The 17,939-nt window shown below is 46.9% G+C and carries 18 protein-coding genes, 1 pseudogene and 1 other annotated feature; of the genes and pseudogenes, 3 read left to right on the top strand and 16 right to left on the bottom strand.

Annotated features, from left to right (window positions below; translation table 11 throughout):
• Positions 1-29: 29 nt before the first annotated feature.
• The 6 genes from ADIAL_RS09020 to ADIAL_RS08995 all read right to left on the bottom strand — a co-directional run bounded on the left by ADIAL_RS09020 (position 30) and on the right by ADIAL_RS08995 (position 2,694).
• A complete protein-coding gene (locus ADIAL_RS09020) occupies positions 30-620 on the bottom strand; it encodes a class D sortase (RefSeq protein ID WP_034302811.1) in 591 nt (196 codons plus the stop codon).
• Between the two features lie 213 nt (positions 621-833).
• Entirely contained in the window at positions 834-1,151 is a 318-nt protein-coding gene (locus tag ADIAL_RS09015) for a thioredoxin family protein (protein ID WP_034302809.1), read from the bottom strand.
• Between the two features lie 18 nt (positions 1,152-1,169).
• Positions 1,170-1,475, bottom strand: coding sequence for a membrane protein insertion efficiency factor YidD (gene yidD, locus ADIAL_RS09010; protein WP_034302808.1), 306 nt, complete (start codon positions 1,473-1,475; stop codon positions 1,170-1,172).
• A 161-nt stretch (positions 1,476-1,636) separates the two neighbouring features.
• Positions 1,637-1,861, bottom strand: coding sequence for a DUF2922 domain-containing protein (locus ADIAL_RS09005; protein ID WP_034302806.1), 225 nt, complete (start codon positions 1,859-1,861; stop codon positions 1,637-1,639).
• Between the two features lie 22 nt (positions 1,862-1,883).
• On the bottom strand, positions 1,884-2,087 hold the full coding sequence (locus ADIAL_RS09000) for a DUF1659 domain-containing protein (protein WP_034302804.1): 204 nt from the start codon (positions 2,085-2,087) through the stop codon (positions 1,884-1,886).
• A 196-nt stretch (positions 2,088-2,283) separates the two neighbouring features.
• Entirely contained in the window at positions 2,284-2,694 is a 411-nt protein-coding gene (locus ADIAL_RS08995; protein ID WP_034302803.1) for a hypothetical protein, read from the bottom strand.
• An 82-nt stretch (positions 2,695-2,776) separates the two neighbouring features.
• Here ADIAL_RS08995 and ADIAL_RS08990 point away from each other — a divergent pair, with 82 nt between their 5' ends.
• The 3 genes and pseudogenes from ADIAL_RS08990 (at position 2,777) to ADIAL_RS11575 (ending at position 6,884) form a co-directional block, all read left to right on the top strand.
• Positions 2,777-3,622: a MerR family transcriptional regulator gene (locus ADIAL_RS08990; protein ID WP_034302801.1), complete on the top strand. Its 846-nt coding sequence runs from the start codon at positions 2,777-2,779 to the stop codon at positions 3,620-3,622.
• Between the two features lie 227 nt (positions 3,623-3,849).
• A complete protein-coding gene (locus ADIAL_RS08985; RefSeq protein WP_034302799.1) occupies positions 3,850-5,058 on the top strand; it encodes a quaternary amine ABC transporter ATP-binding protein in 1,209 nt (402 codons plus the stop codon).
• 16 nt (positions 5,059-5,074) lie between these two features.
• Positions 5,075-6,884 (top strand): annotated as a pseudogene (locus ADIAL_RS11575) (ABC transporter permease/substrate binding protein).
• 156 nt (positions 6,885-7,040) lie between these two features.
• Here the strand turns inward: ADIAL_RS11575 and ADIAL_RS08970 are convergent.
• The 10 genes from ADIAL_RS08970 to ADIAL_RS08925 all read right to left on the bottom strand — a co-directional run bounded on the left by ADIAL_RS08970 (position 7,041) and on the right by ADIAL_RS08925 (position 17,877).
• Positions 7,041-8,234: an amidohydrolase gene (locus tag ADIAL_RS08970; RefSeq protein WP_034302795.1), complete on the bottom strand. Its 1,194-nt coding sequence runs from the start codon at positions 8,232-8,234 to the stop codon at positions 7,041-7,043.
• A 76-nt stretch (positions 8,235-8,310) separates the two neighbouring features.
• Positions 8,311-9,126 carry a MetQ/NlpA family ABC transporter substrate-binding protein gene (locus ADIAL_RS08965; protein WP_034302793.1) on the bottom strand — a complete coding sequence of 272 codons (816 nt, stop codon included), beginning with the start codon at positions 9,124-9,126 and terminating at the stop codon, positions 8,311-8,313.
• A gap of 26 nt (positions 9,127-9,152) precedes the next feature.
• Positions 9,153-9,833 (bottom strand): methionine ABC transporter permease, encoded by a 681-nt coding sequence (locus ADIAL_RS08960; protein WP_034302791.1) that lies wholly within the window; start codon positions 9,831-9,833, stop codon positions 9,153-9,155.
• A 12-nt stretch (positions 9,834-9,845) separates the two neighbouring features.
• Positions 9,846-10,916 (bottom strand): methionine ABC transporter ATP-binding protein, encoded by a 1,071-nt coding sequence (locus tag ADIAL_RS08955; RefSeq protein WP_034302789.1) that lies wholly within the window; start codon positions 10,914-10,916, stop codon positions 9,846-9,848.
• A 392-nt stretch (positions 10,917-11,308) separates the two neighbouring features.
• Positions 11,309-11,572: a binding site (T-box leader), on the bottom strand.
• Positions 11,573-11,644: 72 nt separating this feature from the next.
• Entirely contained in the window at positions 11,645-12,823 is a 1,179-nt protein-coding gene (locus ADIAL_RS08950; protein ID WP_231492151.1) for a cation:proton antiporter, read from the bottom strand.
• Between the two features lie 39 nt (positions 12,824-12,862).
• Positions 12,863-13,510: a pyroglutamyl-peptidase I gene (pcp, locus tag ADIAL_RS08945; RefSeq protein ID WP_034302788.1), complete on the bottom strand. Its 648-nt coding sequence runs from the start codon at positions 13,508-13,510 to the stop codon at positions 12,863-12,865.
• 194 nt (positions 13,511-13,704) lie between these two features.
• The gene (locus ADIAL_RS08940) at positions 13,705-14,805 is read right to left on the bottom strand and encodes a hypothetical protein (protein WP_034302786.1); all 1,101 of its coding nucleotides are present in this window, start codon (positions 14,803-14,805) and stop codon (positions 13,705-13,707) included.
• 236 nt (positions 14,806-15,041) lie between these two features.
• Positions 15,042-15,767: an aspartate/glutamate racemase family protein gene (locus tag ADIAL_RS08935; RefSeq protein WP_034302784.1), complete on the bottom strand. Its 726-nt coding sequence runs from the start codon at positions 15,765-15,767 to the stop codon at positions 15,042-15,044.
• A 79-nt stretch (positions 15,768-15,846) separates the two neighbouring features.
• Complete coding sequence (locus tag ADIAL_RS08930; RefSeq protein ID WP_051503840.1) at positions 15,847-17,094, bottom strand: M15 family metallopeptidase; 1,248 nt, start codon at positions 17,092-17,094, stop codon at positions 15,847-15,849.
• Positions 17,095-17,157: 63 nt separating this feature from the next.
• Positions 17,158-17,877, bottom strand: coding sequence for a TraX family protein (locus ADIAL_RS08925; RefSeq protein WP_051503839.1), 720 nt, complete (start codon positions 17,875-17,877; stop codon positions 17,158-17,160).
• Positions 17,878-17,939: the final 62 nt, after the last annotated feature.

Genomic DNA, 17,939 nt, shown 5'->3' with positions numbered 1-17,939 from the left:
TCTATCTCACTCGTTTCAGCTGACTTCGATCAGTCTACTGGATAAGCATAAAAGACGAACCGCTCTGGAGCACTTCCTACATAATTAAAAGGGTAACACGTTGAAACAACCAATACTTCTTCACCCATTTGCCGTACAACTGATGTATCATCAGCATCGACGATTTCTGTTTCTCTAATTTCATAAGTAAAGGTTCCATAGGGCATCTCTACAATGAATTCGTCTCCAATCTCGAGTTCTGCAAAATTACGAAAAACGGTATCTCGGTGTCCTGACAAAACGATTTGTTCCCCCTGTCCCGGGAATGCAGTACTAGACATGTGTCCAACTCCCAAGTCCAGCGCATCTGGGTCCGTTCCCTCTACAATCCCAATGCTCCGGTCGATCCTGGGTACGCGAAGAATCCCTACCGCTTCATGCTGTTCTGCCTCAAACTGGTCGATCAGCTGCTGCCGGTCAATTTCTGCTTGCTCTTCAGTTGATTCACGGATGGTCTGTACAGCCTCCTCGGCCTGAGCCAGAGTCACTGAATGCATCTGCTCCTGTTCATAAAGAGAATAACCAAACCAGGCGACCATGAGAAGGCCCGCTATGATCAGTATGTTTGACAGCCACTTCATTTCTATCCCGCTCCTTAATGTATGGTTGCGCCTGTCTCTCAAAAAATGACAGCGCTCTATTCTTCTTCACTATACTATAGAAAGAAGCAGAATGACACAAAAAGTTGCCTTTATCTACCGGCTCTTCCTCTGACTGGCTTGCACGCTTCTCAGTTTAAAAAGCTGACAGGCTTTTCCCTTATCCTGAACTGCCCTCTTGAGAACCTCTTTACATTAGACCGTATATGTCTCAATCCACCGCTGGACAACAGACCGAGGTCGCGCACCAGTCATCCTGCTCACAAACTGGCCCTTGGCAAATAGCAAGACAGTCGGCGTAGACTGGATGTTGAATGCCGTCATCCAGGAAGGCTGATCGATTCCTCTGATAGTCGCTAAAGCCAGCTTTTCACCGGAAGTCTCACTGATTTCCTCCAGCAAACCACTCATCATCCGACAGGGTCCGCAAAAATCACTTGTAAAGTAAAGCAGAACAACCGGAGCAACCTGAAGCGACTCTTTAAACGCCTCTTCATTCAGTTCAATCTGCATGCACTGCATCCTGCCTTTCTACTGGTCGTTTTTCTGATTCTTGTGTCTGATTGTAATACCAGAACCGAGGTAGGTTTCCTCTTCACTGTCCGAATTTCTTTTTAATGTGAAATGGTCAGGCACCTTGTCGACTCCGCCTTTGACTAGCGGATTGCAGCGCAGGATTCTGGAAGCACCCATAAGCGAGCCTTTGACCGCCCCGTGCTTTTCCAGCGCTTCAACTGTATAGTGTGAACAGGTTGGATAGTAACGGCAAGTTGGCGGAAACAAAGGAGAAATAACCTTCTGGTATCCCTTCACTGTACTTAACAGTATTTTTTTCATGGGTCTGCATGCTCCTTCAATCATTAATAACTGATTTTCTACGCTGTCAGTATACCAAACACACTTACAGTATGAAAGTACCCTAAGCAGCTAGTCTTCTGTTTTTTTCGGATCAAAAAAAAGACCAGCTAGGGCCCATCGCCCGGCTGGTCTTTTGCACATTATTCTGCTTCCAGTATATCTTCGACGGTACGCGTCACATAACGGGCACCTTTAATGCTGCTAAACACTTTATACCCATCCATTGTAAACATGTCCTGGGCAATGATTGTTTCCATTGCCGTCTGAACAGTTGAGGCGGTTAGATTTTCTTTCGGCTGATCTACAGCAATGACTCTGTTTTTTCCTTCTTCCGTAATGAACTGCATTTCTAGTTTTTTGCTCATATTGATTCCTCCAGGTTAGTTTTTAGTAGGTATATCGGTATTCATCGATCACAAGGGCATGCGATACAGGAAAGTCTGATACAGACTCCAGTGCCTGAGTAAATTCTGTAACCTGGACATCAGTCAACGACTCGTGCGCTCCCCTGAAACTTCGTCGGACCAACTTCTCGCCTTCCAGATCTTCCAGTAAAACATCCACTTTACTTCCTGACCATTCTTTTTTCATCTTGTTTCCTCCTTTTTGTTATGTGTAAGGTGATCACTGCTTACACCCCTAATAACGAGCGCTCTTCCAAATGTGTAACCCCCTCAAAAAAAGAGTGTCCCCGAATAAGGAGACACTCTTGTGTGCGGTCTGAATTCTGTTGTAGCTTTTATTACTTTTTAAAGTCAGCAAGCTAGGGCATGGGTGACGGATCTGTTTATTCTCTGGATACAGACCATTCTTCTTCCTGCTCTTTCCACTCAAAGAACGTAAACACAGCAATAAAGAGCAAGTATATAATCAAAGTCAGTATATAAGCAACGAAGGTAAACAGACGAAAACCATTGCCAATCATGAGAATCTCAACAATCATACTGAGCACGGTCGGCAAAGTAATCTTTGCCACATCTGCCTTGAAGCCGTTCTTCATTTCTTCCACTGTCCGTTCTTCTTCCTCCTGATCATCAAACCAGTAGTTAGAGACAGCTTCTCCTATTTCCCAGGCACCATAGGCCAAGAGAATATAGGCAAATATCCCATCATCATTTATACTTAAAAATAGAGAAACGACGCCTGACAAAAACAGGGCCAACCCTGTTACGGCAGTCTTCTTTGTCTCTCTGTTCATCTAAATCCTTCTCCTTTTCTTTATTCGCTTCATTGTCTATACTAAAGTATAGAGTAACTCTATAGTCAAGGAGGAAAGCTTAATGGTTCAAAAATCTGTATTTGTCAGTACGGGTCAATTCGCCCAACTGACAGGGGTTTCCAAGCATACCCTATTTTTTTATGACGACAACAATCTCTTTAAACCCGCTAAAGTCGAGGACAATGGCTACCGCTACTACTCCCTCAATCAGGTCGACACCTTTTCTGTGATTTCTTCACTAAAAGAAATCGGCATGCCTCTAAAGCAGATCAAGCAATACCTCGATGACCGTTCACCTGAGCGTTTTATACATCTGCTCGATACGGAATCTCAAAAGCTTAAGGAAAAAATTGCCCGTCTGAATCAGCTTCTGGACGTCATGGAAGAAAAGAAGAAAGCAACGGCTACGGCCATGTCAGCTGATCATTCCGGCCTGACAGTTGAAACACTTGGTCCGCGTCACCTTTACCGCACTGCAGTAGAGAATGTCCGGGAGCCTCGTAGTTATTATCAGGCTTTTCAGCAGCACTACACCCACCTCGAGCAAAAATTCCGCTGCTCATCTTGGCTGGAAAGTCTGATGGTTGAGACCACAAACGTCCTTGACCCTTCCCCTGCCTACCCGGGCTATATTTATACAGAAGTTTCCAGGAAAACAGATAGTAACCTTTCTATCCCGGGCGGTGATTATTTGACCGGGTATTTTCAGGGGGACGACGACAAGTTGATAGAAGGCTACCAAGTGCTGATTCAGCACGCCCGATCAAATGAGCTTCAGTTGGGGGAGTATATCTTTGAAGAACTGGTCCTGGATGAACTTTCATTTAAAGCTTACAACCAGTATGTGTACAAGCTTTCTGTTCCCGTCGTAAAAACCAGTGACGCTAGCTCTCTTAATCCTAATTGATACACTTTTGTCACATTCTTGAAATTCTAATCCTTTTCTTAGAAAGTTGTATCTATGGCTTTCGTAACCGATAACATACCCTTTAAAAGCCCGCTGTAAAGGCGTTTTGTTTTACACCAATCATGAGATTTGATACATTTAAAGGGGAGAGGCGTTGTATAACAACCGTTTTTTTCTGCGTTTTGTTACATGTTATTCATAAAATACATTCAAGGAGGTAATATGAATTGACTACTAAAGTTGAAATTCAGGACTTGACAAAGATTTTCGGCAAGAAAGAACGTCAGGCACTCGAATTAGTTAATAAAGGTCATTCAAAAGAAGAGATTCTCGAAAAAACCGGCGCGACAGTCGGTGTGAATAAAGCAAATTTCAAAGTCGAACAAGGCGAAATCTTCGTTATCATGGGACTATCCGGGAGTGGTAAGTCTACACTGGTACGTATGCTCAACCGCCTGATTGAACCGACGGAAGGTAGCATCCTGATTGACGGGGATGATATTTCCAAAATGAACAAAGACGAACTGCGCAAGGTGCGCCGCGAAAAAGTATCCATGGTCTTTCAGAACTTTGGTCTGTTTCCTCACCGCACTATACTGGAAAATACCGAGTACGGTCTGGAGGTACAGGGGGTAGACAAGGCCGAGCGTCAGGAAAAAGCAGAACGTGCACTTGAAAATGCCGGCTTGCTTCCCTACAAAGACCAGTTTCCAAACCAGCTCTCCGGCGGGATGCAGCAGCGTGTCGGACTGGCACGTGCGCTGGCCAATGATCCGGAAATCCTGCTGATGGATGAAGCTTTTTCGGCACTCGATCCGCTGATTCGCCGCGATATGCAAGACGAACTGCTGGACATGCAGGAAACCATGCATAAAACAATTATCTTTATCACACACGACTTGAACGAGTCCCTTCGGATCGGCGACCGTATCGCCATTATGAAGGACGGAGAAGTGGTGCAGGTCGGTACAGGAGAAGAAATCCTGACCAACCCGGCTAATGACTACGTTGAGCGCTTCGTTGAAGATGTCGACCGTTCCAAAGTCCTTACAGCCGAAAATATTATGGAGAAACCTCAGACACTGCGTCTCAAGCAGAGCGGTCCACGTGTAGCACTTAAGCGCATGAAGACTGAAAGCCTGAGCAGCATGCTGGTCGTTGACAAAAATCATACTCTGAAAGGGTATGTGACGGATGAAGACGTGCTTACGGCTACCAACCAGGAGACAAAAGACCTGGAGCCTATCCTGCGTACTGATATTCCTAAAGTATCCAAAGATACGCTTGTCAATGAACTGTATGACATCATTCACGACAGCCAGACTCCTGTCGCTGTAGTCGACGAAAACGACAAGCTGTTGGGTATCGTAGTCCGAAGTCTGGTACTGGGTGCCCTGGCTAAAACTCGAGAGGAGGAAGTTATTAATGAACAGTAATATCATGAGTAGTATAATGGATCAAATTCCGCAGATTCCTGTTTCACAGTGGATGAACGACTTCATCGCTTGGCTGACTCAGAATCTGTCATGGTTCTTCAACTCCATCCGTGACGGTGGATCGTGGCTGATGGACGGGATTACTGACTTGCTTATCTTTATCCCTCCCCTATTGTTTATTGTTTTGATGGTGGCTCTGGCCTTCTTTGCCAGTGGCAAGAAATTCGGTTTGCCGGTCTTCACCTTGCTTGGGTTATTCTACATCTACAACCAGGGACTGTGGGAACCACTGATGTTTACAATCACACTGGTACTGGTTGCCAGTCTCCTGTCCATTCTGATTGGTGTTCCGGTCGGTATATGGATGGCGAAAAGCAAAGCGGCAAACTGGGTCATTACGCCGATTCTGGACTTCATGCAGACTATGCCGGCATTTGTATACCTGATCCCCGCCGTTGCCTTCTTTGGTATCGGAATGGTACCAGGGGTATTCTCAGCTGTTATCTTTGCTCTGCCACCGACTGTACGTTTCACTAATTTAGGCATCCGTCAGGTCTCCGACGAAATGGTGGAAGCCGCTGAAGCTTTTGGTAGTACCGGATCACAACGTCTGTTCAAAGTGGAACTGCCTTTGGCCAAACCAACTATTATGGCTGGAATCAACCAGACTGTCCTGTTGGCTCTGTCAATGGTCGTTATCGCCTCAATGATCGGTGCACCTGGTCTCGGTGAACGTGTCATCAACGCTCTACAGCGTGCACAAGTCGGTCCTGGATTCGTATCCGGATTTGCACTGGTTGTCCTGGCTATCATCCTTGACCGCGTCATGCAGGGATTCAACAAGTCGAAAAACGATTAACCCCGTTTTTCGCTTCACTAACATCTATCAACTATATGAATGAGTACCCAATTATCTAAAGGAGAGATTTATTTTGAATACAACATGGAAAAAATTAGGTTTAACTGCTGTATCTGCTTCTGCTCTATTTCTGGCTGCCTGTGACGATGACACTGCCGGAGACGGCGCAGAAATCGACACAGTCGTCGATGGTGATGAAATCACTCTGGCTTATGTGAGCTGGGATTCAGAAATCGCTTCTACCAATGTTTTAGGCTTAGTGCTTGAAGACATGGGTTATGACGTCACGCTGACGGCTCTTGACAATGCTATCATGTGGGAGGCGATTGCTAGCGGAGACGCTGATGCCATGGTTTCTGCATGGCTACCACAGACACATGCACCTCAACTGGAGCAGCACGAAGACAATATCGTTCACTTGGGTACTAACCTGGAAGGCGCGGTTGTCGGTTTCGTCGTTCCTGAGTACATGGATGTCGACTCTATTGCTGACCTGACTGACGAAGCAGGTATGACCATTACAGGTATCGAGCCGGGTGCAGGTGTTGTTGCTGCAGCTGAAGATTCGCTGGAAGCATATGAAAACCTGGAAGGCTGGAATGTTCAAACATCTTCATCTGGCGCAATGGTAACTGAGCTGAGACAGGCATACCAGGCTGAAGAAGAAATCATCGTGACCGGCTGGTCTCCGCACTGGAAGTTCTCTTCCTTTGACCTGAAGTATCTTGAAGATCCGGAAGGCGTATTCGGAGATGCTGAAACAATCGAAACGTTTGCACGTGAAGGTCTGGAAGAAGATGCACCGGAAGCTTTCCAAGTGCTGGACAATTTCTTCTGGGAAACAGAAGACATGGAAGAAGTTATGCTTGAAATCGAAGAAGGTGCAGAACCTGAAGATGCTGCACGTAACTGGATCGACAATAATCCTGAGCTTATTGAAGAATGGACTGCCGGTATCGGTGAATAATCTGATTTAACCGGTCAGCTGACTTTGTAGATAGGTTAAAAACAGCAAGGGAGCTGCTGCATTCATTTTGAATGTGAGCAGTTCCCTTTTTATATAAAAAAAGCCGGCAGATTCGAGTATCCACTCGAATCTGCCGGCTTTTCTGTTTGGTTTCACCTAGCTATTCAAGTAGTCAAGCGCATACCGCACATGCAGTTCAGCTGCATAGATTAGCCCTTCTTCTGCTATATCAAACAGTTCATGATGATGGCCATGCCAGGTTCCTTCATCTTTTGGATCCCGTGTCCCTACCCTGGCATAAACGCCGGGAGCCTCAGCCAGGAAATCTGCAAAGTCATCCGCACCCAGGCTTTTAGGCTGGCTCGTAATCACATGGGCTTCCCCGACAATATTTGCCGCCACGCGGGCTGCCCGGGCTGCCGGTTCAGCTCCATTGATTAGTGGAGCAGCTGCATCATAATTTTCAAAATGGATTTCGGCCCGATGGGCTTCTCCTACCCGACGGGCAACCCGTTCCACTGCTTCCAGCACAGAAGCTCGCGCTTCATGACTGAAAGCTCTGACTGTCCCCTCCAGTTCAGCCTGATTGGCCACAATATTGTAGCGGGTGCCTGCATTCAGAACCCCCACCCCTACAACGACATGATCCAGCGGACTCACTTCTCTGCCGACAATACTCTGTAATTCAACGGTCAGGGCTGCTGCTGCCAGCAAGGCATCCACTCCTTTGTCCGGCCGTGCAGCATGGGCACTCTGCCCTTTTACTTGTATTTTAAAAATATCACAGCATGCATTGGTTGCTCCGGCTGCCGATACAATCTCACCAACTAGCACACTGGAATCCAGGTGCAAGCCAAAAACCTGATCTACTCCCTCAACAAAGCCTCCCTGGACAAACTGTCTCGCCCCGGCGCCGATTTCTTCAGCCTGCTGAAAGGCCAGTCTGATTGTTCCGGGAAAATACTCAGCTTGCTCTTTCAGGACCCTTGCAGCCCCAAGCAAAGCAGCTGTATGGCCGTCATGTCCACAGGCATGATTTAGGCCTGGGTTTTTGGACCGGTAGACTGTATCTTTGGCATCTTCCAACTCCAAAGCGTCGATATCTGCCCGCAGCAAAATGGTTTTCCCCGGCCCTGCCTGGCCTTCGATTGTTCCAATCACTCCCGTCTCACCAACTGATTCGTAAGGAATGTCTAATGTATCCAACTCTTCTTTGATTCGCCTAATTGTCTCAAATTCCTTGAGACTTGGTTCAGGGTGTTGATGGAAATAACGCCTGAGTTCAATGATGTCCCTTGAACAGGCTCTGATTTTTTCTGTGATTGACGTTTCAATTGACAGTTGGCTCATGTAATCCGTCCTCTCTTTATTTCAACCCCTTGGTTTGAGTTGACTCCTTGCTCCTTCATTGTCAGGCCGATTCACCTCAGTCCCAGGCAGGGATGGATGACCCGGCTGACGTTTCCTCAATGACTTCTTTCGTATCTTCTGACTGATAAGCCGCTACGATCGTCTGGTAAAGCTCATTATCCTGATCTTCAGCTCTGGCTGCGATAATATTGATGTACGGATCAGACTGTTCATCTACCGGTTCCAAAAAAATGGCATCCTCTGTAGGAACAAAGCCGGCATCCACAGCCATGCCTGAATTGATGATAGAGACTGTTACGTCCTGCAGCGCCCGGGCTGTTTGAGCCGCATCAAGCTCCTGAATAGTCAAATTCAGCGGATTGTCTGTTATGTCGTTCACTGTCGGTGTGACCCCGGCATCTGAATCCACTGAAATCAGACCAGCCGTCTGAAGCAGCAGCAAGGCTCTGCCCCCATTAGTCACATCGTTGGGTATTGCCACTGTATCATTTTCTTCCAGCTCTTCTATATCATCGAGTTGTTCGGAATACACGCCCAAGGGAGAAATCACGGTGTCTCCAATCTCGACCAGTTCCGTTCCGCTATCTTCATTGAATGTTTCTAAAAAAAGCTTGTGCTGAAAAGCATTCAAATCAATTTCTCCTTGAGCCAATGCATTATTGGGCTGGGAGTAGTCAGTGAACGTGACCAACTCCACGATAATGTCTTCTTCCTCTTGCAGCTTTTCTGCTACGTAGTCCCAAACGTCATTGTCTTCTCCGACCACACCGATTGAGACACTCTCTGTTCCTTCTGCTGCTCCGCAGGCTGATAGGAGCAATACTGACGCTCCAACTCCTAAGCTGACTGTCCATTTTTTTATCTTTTTCATCTGTCATTTCCCCTTTTTGATTTATATTAATGACTCGTTTTTTTCACTAAATAGTTGCCGATGACCTGACTGATAAAGACGATAATCAGAATAGCCACCGTGGCCACAAGCGTTACGTCTGTCTGGTAACGGTTATACCCCCGGGCGATAGCCAGATTCCCCAGCCCGCCAGCGCCGATGGCACCGGCCATGGCAGTCAGTCCGATCAAATTGATAATCGTCACTGAAGAGACCCGTATGAGAGAGGGTAAACCTTCTTTCAGATACACACGGATAATGATTTCAAAAGGTGAAGAACCCATGGATTCTGCCGCCTCAATTACTCCCCTATCCACTTCCAGTAAAGCATTTTGAACCTGACGGGAGTAGAAGGGAACGGTACCGACAACAAGTGGGACGATAGCCGCTGTGGTCCCGATCGAAGTCCCCACCAGCAGACGGGTGAAGGGCGCAATCAGTGCCAGCATGATGATAAAGGGTACTGAACGAAAAGCATTGACTGCCCGCTCCAGCTGACTGTATACTTTCTGATTTTCAAGAATCCCTCCGTCTTCCGTAACAACCAGAACGATGCCAAGCGCGATTCCGAGAACTCCGGCAATGAGAGCAGTTGTTCCGACCATGTAAAGCGTCTCCCAGATGCTGTCTAAAATCTCCAAGCGAATCGCCAGAGAGTTTTCAAAATAACTTTCAAACCAACGAATCATATTGTCTCCTCCTTAACTGATTTTTTCCTGCTGAACTATGGAAGCCGGGCGGCTGGCCTTGAGCTGTGAGACTTTAACCTGTTTCGATTTCAGATAGGCAATCGCTTTATCCTGCTGACGGCTTTCTCCACTGAAGACGACAATCAGATTGCCAACAGGTGTCTGCTGAAGAATCTCTACATTGCCGTACAAAATATTAGTGGTTACACCAAACTTGGCATACAAACTGGCAATTAGAGGGGCCTTGGTGCTGTCTCCTACATAAGTGATGGCAGCCAACTGATCGTCTGCCTGTAAATCAAGCAAGGCAGGATGACTCTCCAGTTTTTCCAGTGCCTGATCCTTATGTGTAGCGGTATCGATAAACTCATACGTCAGCTCGGCTTTAGGTTCCGTAAAGACAGAAACCAGATTGCCTTTTTCAATCACTCTGCCGTCATCCATTACCGCTACCTTGTTGCATATTTCCTTAACGACCTGCATTTCATGCGTGATAATCACAATTGTTAGCCCCAACTTCTGATTGAGACGCTTCAAGAGCTTGAGAATCGAAGCCGTTGTTTTCGGATCCAGAGCACTGGTTGCTTCATCACACAGCAAAACTTCCGGATCATTAGCCAGCGCCCGCGCAATTCCGACTCGCTGCTTCTGTCCTCCTGACAGCTGAGACGGGTAGCTGTTCTTTTTATCAGCCAGTCCGACCAGCTCCAGCAGTTCCTCGACTTTCAGGCTGATCTCTTTCTTGCTGAGTCCGCTGTCTTTCAAAGAATAGGCCACATTCCCCGCTACCGTCCGGGCCCGCATCAAATTGAAATGCTGAAAAATCATGCCTATTTTTTTCCGGGCCTTTCTCAGTTCCTTCGGTCCAAGATCAGACAAGACCTGTTCTCCTACGCTGACTTTTCCTGCGCTAGGCCGCTGAAGCAAATTGATTGTCCGGACCAGGGTGCTCTTACCCGCACCGCTGTATCCGACAATGCCATAAATATCTCCTTTTTCAACAGTCAGCGACACATCATTAACTGCTGTAACCGTCTCCTCCTTGTTTGTAAATGTTACACTCACTTTTTCCAAATCAATCATACCTGTCCCCTTCTTTCTGAATGAAAATAAAAAACGTCCGCCCAAAAAACCAGACTATGTCTGATTTTAAGGACGGACGACTAGTCCGTGTTACCACCTCAGTTTAAAACAGCCTTGCGACTGTTTCCTCAAAAAGCACCTCTTCCTGACGATGCTTCGGCGCTGTAGTGGGCGCACCCATGGTAGCCTTAAACAGACTGTTTCCACTCTGCACTCGGTACCCTGCTTCGAGTCCATTTTCCTCTTACTCAAGCAAGCCTGCTCTCACCTGTCCAGGCTCTCTGTTGTTGCTGTCTTGTAAGTGTACTTTACTCTTCCTTGCAGTTGTCATATTTTATATTTTTTCAAGCAAATAAAAAACGTCCTTAAAAAGTCTTTTGTCTCTAAGACTTTCTAAGGACGACCAAATATCGTGTAACCACCTTAATTTGCATGACCATCACTAGTCATGCCTCTGCCAGTACACAGGATAAAAGCTGTTTATTCCTGTAGACTGCGTCACTGTAACGGGTGAGCCCGTAGCACACTTCCTCTTAAAGGAGATCGTCTGCTCCAATTCCAAGACCATTTTCCATCCGTTCGTTCCTACCTGCTCTCACCATATGCAGGCTCTCTGAGAAGACTTCCTGAATGTACTTTTCTTTTCACATTGTTTTCTCTTTTAATTGTCATTTTCAACTTGTTACCCACTATACGTGCTTCATCTGTACTTGTCAAACCCTTTTTCTTTATTTTTCTAATGACAGTAATTTAGGTGCCGAGGCATAGATGGCTGCAGCACCCAGAGGAGCTGTAATGACAATAGACAATACCGCCAGTGCCAGAATCGTAGCCCCTTGACTCGCTCCCATGGCCAGAGGAATGCCTCCCATAGCTGCTTGAACGGTGGCTTTAGGTGTATAGGCAATCATGCAGAACAGCCGCTCTTTTGTATTCAGTTCGGTATTCATAGTCGCCAGCCAGACGCCAAGACTTCGTCCAATCAGTCCTAAGAGGATGATGAGAATCCCCAACAGCCCAGCTTCCAGAGCCACTTCAATATTCACCTCAGCTCCAACCAAGGCAAACAGCAGAATTTGCAGAAAAATCCATAAGCCTGCCAGTGCGTTGGCAAAGCGCTCACTGTGATCAGGCATGCGTTCAAAGACAACAAACCCCAGTGTCATGACGCCAAGGAGACTGGCGATACCAACATGCTCGCCCCATTCAACAAAAAGAATGGAGAAAGCAATCAGCAGCAGCAGTTTTTCAACGTACTTGTTCTTGATCTGCTTGAAAAGGAGGACCGATGCCAGCGCGATCAGCGCACCTCCCAGTACCCCGGCGATGATGCTGAAAGGAATAAAGGCCAGCTCAAACCAGACGGATGATTCCTGGCCGCTCGTTCCCAGTCCCAGGAAGAAGGTAAACAATGTGATGGCGAACACGTCGTCGATCGAAGTCCCGGCCAGCAGTAAAGTCGGTACCTGCTTGTCTTCCCCGTAGCCTTTCTCTTTTAAATCTAGCATACTCGGAACAACAACGGCCGGTGAAACAGCCGCAATGATAAAACCGAGCATCCCTGCTTCAGCAAAAGAAAAGTTCAGCAGAAAGTAAGCCAATCCCGTCACGGTCAGACCTTCCATGATACAGGGCAAACTGCTGATCTTTAGTGCAATGCTTCCCACCTGCTTGATCTGATCCTTCTTGATCCCAAGGCCTGCCCGCATGAGAATAATGATCAAAGCGAATGTCCGGATATCCTGGGAGACCATCAGCAAGTCGGCGTCCAGAAAATCAAAAACGTAAGGTCCCAGCAGGATCCCTGCAAACAGCATCCCGATCAGAGGCGGCAGCTTGGTCCTGGAAATCACCTTCCCTCCTATGTATCCAAATAGTAATATGAGTCCAATACCTGTCAGCATCATCAATCTTCTCCTTTTTTTATGTGGGTCTTTCATACGGGTCTAGTGCAGACTGCCCCCGATTTCTTTAAGATCTGCCTTGCCATGCCTGTCAATCACAGCCTTGACTGCCGCTTCAAGGCCTCTGGTCATATCCTCAAGGTTCATAGACGGCTGATTGGGCTTTTGGGTGACCTGTTCCGGGATAAAGGGGACGTGAATGAAGCCGGCAGAAATGTTTCGCTCTGTCTGCGCAGCAGCATGCAGCAGCTGATACATAATATGATTGCAGACAAAAGTGCCGGCAGAGTTTGACACGCTGGATGGAAGGCCGCACTGTCTGATTTCAGCGACAATTGCCTTGACGGGGAGTGTGCTGAAATAAGCTGCTGGTCCCCCACTTTGTATCGGCTGGTCTATCGGCTGATTGCCCTGATTGTCGGCAATACGTGCGTCATCCAGGTTAATGGCGACCCGTTCAGGTGTGAGACTGGAACGGCCTCCTGCTTGTCCGACACAAATGATTGCGTCGTAGGCCGTTTCTGCCATCTTGTCCAGCAGCACTGCCGCTGACTGATGGAAAACAGTCGGGATTTCCACTTTTTCAATTGCCACTTTCTCTATTGTATCCGGCATACTTTTTACTGCTTCCCAGGCTGGATTAACGGATTCCTTGTTGAACGGATCAAAGCCCGCAAGTAATATCTTCATCTTGAATCTCCTCTCTCTTATATCAGGCTCTGTGCCTACTTTTCCTCATGGTCTAAGCGGGACAGCTGCACAAGTAAACAGCGAAACAGCACCCCCTTTACAGTATAGAAGGCGACTGCCTTCAGTACAACACGAGAAGTGGTCAGATTTAGCTTCCCAAACAAAAAGACAGCCTCACAGGCTGCCTTTTTCTCTTAGTATGTCGTGCGGCGGTCCGGATCAATCCGTTTCCACCTGACCGTTGTATCCATGTCTTCCAGCTTTACAATCTGAGTACACTGATAAGTCCGGTACCAGCTCTTAATGTTTGGCGTCATACTGTTGATGAAGCGTTCGTAATTTGCTCCTTTGGGGCTTTCCCAGGACTGAGGGAAAGACAAGTTGATGATTGCCTTATCCTGCTGGTAGACGACATTATATTTCCCTTTGAGCGAACCTGCCTCTCCAGACGGGACGATTTCAAACTCTCCATATATCGGTCGGCCAGCTTTGACTTCCTGATGGTTTGGAAAAGCCGGTTCGAACGTCACTTCGACTGGATTGGTTTCATGTTCGACTCTGATTTTTTTCAGCTTGTATAAATCATCGGATGCTTCATACTGATAGGTATTATGGCCGGAACTGGCCATGCCTTCTTCATCGATATCAACACGTTCCAGCTTATGTCGTCCTGCTTCATTGAAGTTAGTGACGACCGTATCTGTCGAGAATTCGACATAGTACCGCGCTTGAAAATCCTTAGGAAATGCGAAAGGATCCACTTCAATAATTTCCCCGTCAATGGACATGAAAATATCCGTATCGCGCTTACGGGCAAAGTCGAAATTGTACAGGAAAAACAGTGGCATGGAATGCGGTTCTTGCGTGTGGTTTCCTACAGAAGGCAGCCAGGTCAGGGGCTTGGACTCTTTGTCAATTTGTTCATCAACATAGAGCACAATCCGACGGTCCAGCTTGTCAAAAAACACAAAGCCGGCATCCAGCTGTCCATCCACATGTTCAAAGTAAGCTTCATCGAATTCCACAACAAAGCGCTCTTTTAAACCTTTTCCTCCGACAGAAAGAACTTCTTCCTCTTCAGGAATTGTCAACGTATCTTGTACATAGGAATCACGGTAGCCGTCAGTACGCCAAGCCAATACCCGGAATCCACGGCCATAAGGTTCGCCGTCGATATAATGCAGTTCAAAGGCATCGTATTCGGTATCAGGATTTTTATGGAAATGAATCATCGCCATTTTTTTAATGGGGTTCAATCTAAATCTGAATGGTACATATGCTTTGCCTTTCTTCATGCTTTCACCTTCTTTTTCAGTCTTTGTATTTAATAATCATTTCGCAAGTCAGTCAGTTTAAACGGGTGCATAGTATAATGATACACTATTTTATAGAATCTGTAAGCAATTTTAACTGAACTTGATTTTGAAGCCTTTTAAAAGTGGATAAAAAAGGAAAGCTCCTCGACTATCCCCACGTACCCAGGGGACAAGCAAAAAGCTTTCGATTATTTCTTACGTTGGGAGTAAAGCTGTTAATATCTGGAGTACATGTCCGCTTCTTGGCGGGTCATAACGTGTGCCGCCACTTGCATCGGATCGAGGAAAGGCACACTGATATCTTTAGAATCCAGGGCCAGCTCTACTTCTGTACAGCCTCCAATAATCAGCTCACAGCCTTTATCTTCTATGAGCTTGTCTGCTGCCGCTTTCAGCAGTTTTTTCGGGTGAGCGCCTCTGTTGCCTCTTTTAACCCCATTATCCCCATAGATTGCTTCCATGACATGGCTTTCCTGAACGGAAGCATCCGGGAAGATCACCTCTTTATTTTCGATAAAACGCTGGAACAGATTACTTTCCTTCGTTGCCGTTGTTGAAAGGACTCCGATTTTTTTGACCTGACTGTAGTGGCTGTCCAAATAATCACTCAGCCCTTTAAGCACGTGGTAAAAAGGGACGGACACCTGCTCCGCTATCTCTTCATGAAAGTAATGTGCTGTAATACAGGGCATAACCAGTACAGTTGCTCCGGCTCTTTCCAGGTTGTGTGCTGTCTCTATCATCTTGGCTACAGGCGATTCTCCTCCGTAAAGAATGGCCTGTGTCCGGTCAGGAATCTTGGCATTGCTGTCCACAATCACTCTGAAATGATCCTGATCCTTCTTCACCTCGGTTGCTTCTACTAGCTTGGTGAAAAAACTGGCCGTAGCCAGTGGTCCCATGCCGCCCAGCACACCGATTACTTGTTCTTTACTGTCCATCATCTCACTCATTTCGTTTAAAGATCATATGCGGCTAAACCAGACCGCAAACCCTTGCCAGTCTAGCCGGATGCAGCATTTAATTGAGACCATCCTCCACTTCCTGCCAGACAGGCGGACTGTTCAGTGTCTCTGTTATGTCAAAATCTCCAATGCCCGCTTCATTCTCTTGGCTGTCTGCCGGTTGTTTTGGATCCACTACACCTAGATCCTGCAAAGCAGCCAAGTCATTGAAGTGCCACCATTCGGATGCCAGAGGCGTGAAGCCTGCTGATACCATGTATTCTTTCAAGTCTACTGAGGCTTGAGTCGCTTCAGGATTGATCTCCATTTCACGCCAGCCTTCTGCATCTCTTGAACTGATAGGTTCTGTAAAGATAGCGGAGCGGTAACTCAATTCATGCATAGGCGTATGCATGGCATACTCCGTATAATCCGTCACTTCAACCGCAAGAAAGTCTCCCACTCTGATCTCTTCCACCGCATTCACCTGGCCGAGACTCAGGTCAACAGCTGCTCCTCGATTATGATTAGAAATGGAAGAATGAATAAACCAGCCGATACTCCATGGCGCTTTTGTGACTCCCGCTTTGACTGCTTCATCTTCTTCAACCAATTTGGCTAAAGACTCCCGGACCCGTTCACTATTGGCCTGTGAACGGTAAGTCTCATAGACAATCAGTGTGTCCCCATTTTTAAGCGCCAGCTGCTGGGCAGCGGCTATTTTTTGCGCCGTACTGTAAAGAACAGGAAAGATATACTCGCTCTCTCCCAGGCGGTCATTGTGATCAATCATGTTGCTGATGGCCTGGCCTGTAACGTTTGGCAAGTCAACAAAGGACGACTGAAAAAGCGAACCCTGACTGTTAGCGTGCTTGTAGATGATTGACGGTACCACATCAGGCAGGTTCACGAAAGCCTGACGATGCGTCATCCAGCCTTCCTGATCAGCTGTTCTGATCCGCCACCATCTGCCGTTTTCTTCACGGACCTCAAAAGGAGTGCCCGGTTCCAGCACGTCAATCAGACGGGCTTCCTCGTGTCCTTCAGCATACAGACTCTGTGCAATTGATGTATACCCAGCTGCTCCAATGATCGGGAGTTCAAATACTTCATTGTAGAAGACTGGCAGCGACGGAGTTGGCTTCGTTTCATCTGCTGTTCCCTCGTGCCCGGTTTCTACGGTTTCTGCCATGTCTTCCGGTTCAGTTTGTTCACTCTCACCCGGTCGCCTAAAACTGAGGCTAAGCAAAAAAAGTATGCCTGCAAGAATCAGCACGCTCAGTATGCCAATCAAACCTTTTAAAAATGTCTCGTTATTTTTCACTAGGCAAACTCCTTTAAGATGTGGCCAGCTATATCAGCTGCAGCACCCGCTTTATACCGGCCTCTACATCAAAAAGCGGATGAAAGCTAAAACCAGCAGATGCAGCGGATAAAACCAGTAAAACACCCATTTCGTAAATTTGTTTTTTAAGCCGGGCTTGCCGTTATACAGCACAAATAGTGGAATCGCGAGTAATGAGCCAAAACGGTAACTGGCATACATCCCCATATCCTGCAGCCCAGGTACGATATAAAAAACCAAGGCTACAAGTGCAAACATTAGCATCTTCAGCCTGAAATGATCCCTGTAAAGGCCAAAAACTACAATCCAGAGCACACCAATATAGTGCCAATTGGCAGGCATTGAAAGCATAAGGGTAAGGCCTAAAATAATCACTTTCAAAGGCACTGAATGCTTGTCATTTTTTATAACGCTCAGAGCAATCAGCCCTAGCATCAATGTCCAGATGATGCTCGTGCCCCCAAATAAACCGAAACCAAAATAGAGATTATATGGGACGTGCGATACCAGGGCGAAAAGAAACAGTCGCCAGATATAACGGGACTTGCTTGATGTATAATAATGCCCTTCAGCAATCAGATAGCAGATCAATGGGGCAGCCAGTCGGCCAATCAGATGAGCGATCCAGCGTTCAGGGGTACCAAAATCTGAGATCAGATGCGAAAAATGATCGATAAACATGGCACTGACTGCGATAGCTTTTAAAACATTTGCGTTGACACCCGCACCTTCCAGCAGTACGGGTGAAGATTTTTCTGTCATGCCTGTCACTCCTGTCCATTGTGGTTCACTTGCATAAAAGCAAGGCTCTCCATTCATTACCG

Origin of the sequence: Alkalibacterium sp. AK22, from assembly GCF_000585255.1 — a bacterium.
In the GTDB taxonomy this organism is placed as follows: Bacteria; Bacillota; Bacilli; order Lactobacillales; family Carnobacteriaceae_A; genus Alkalibacterium.
This window is presented reverse-complemented; position numbering and strand designations above follow the sequence as displayed.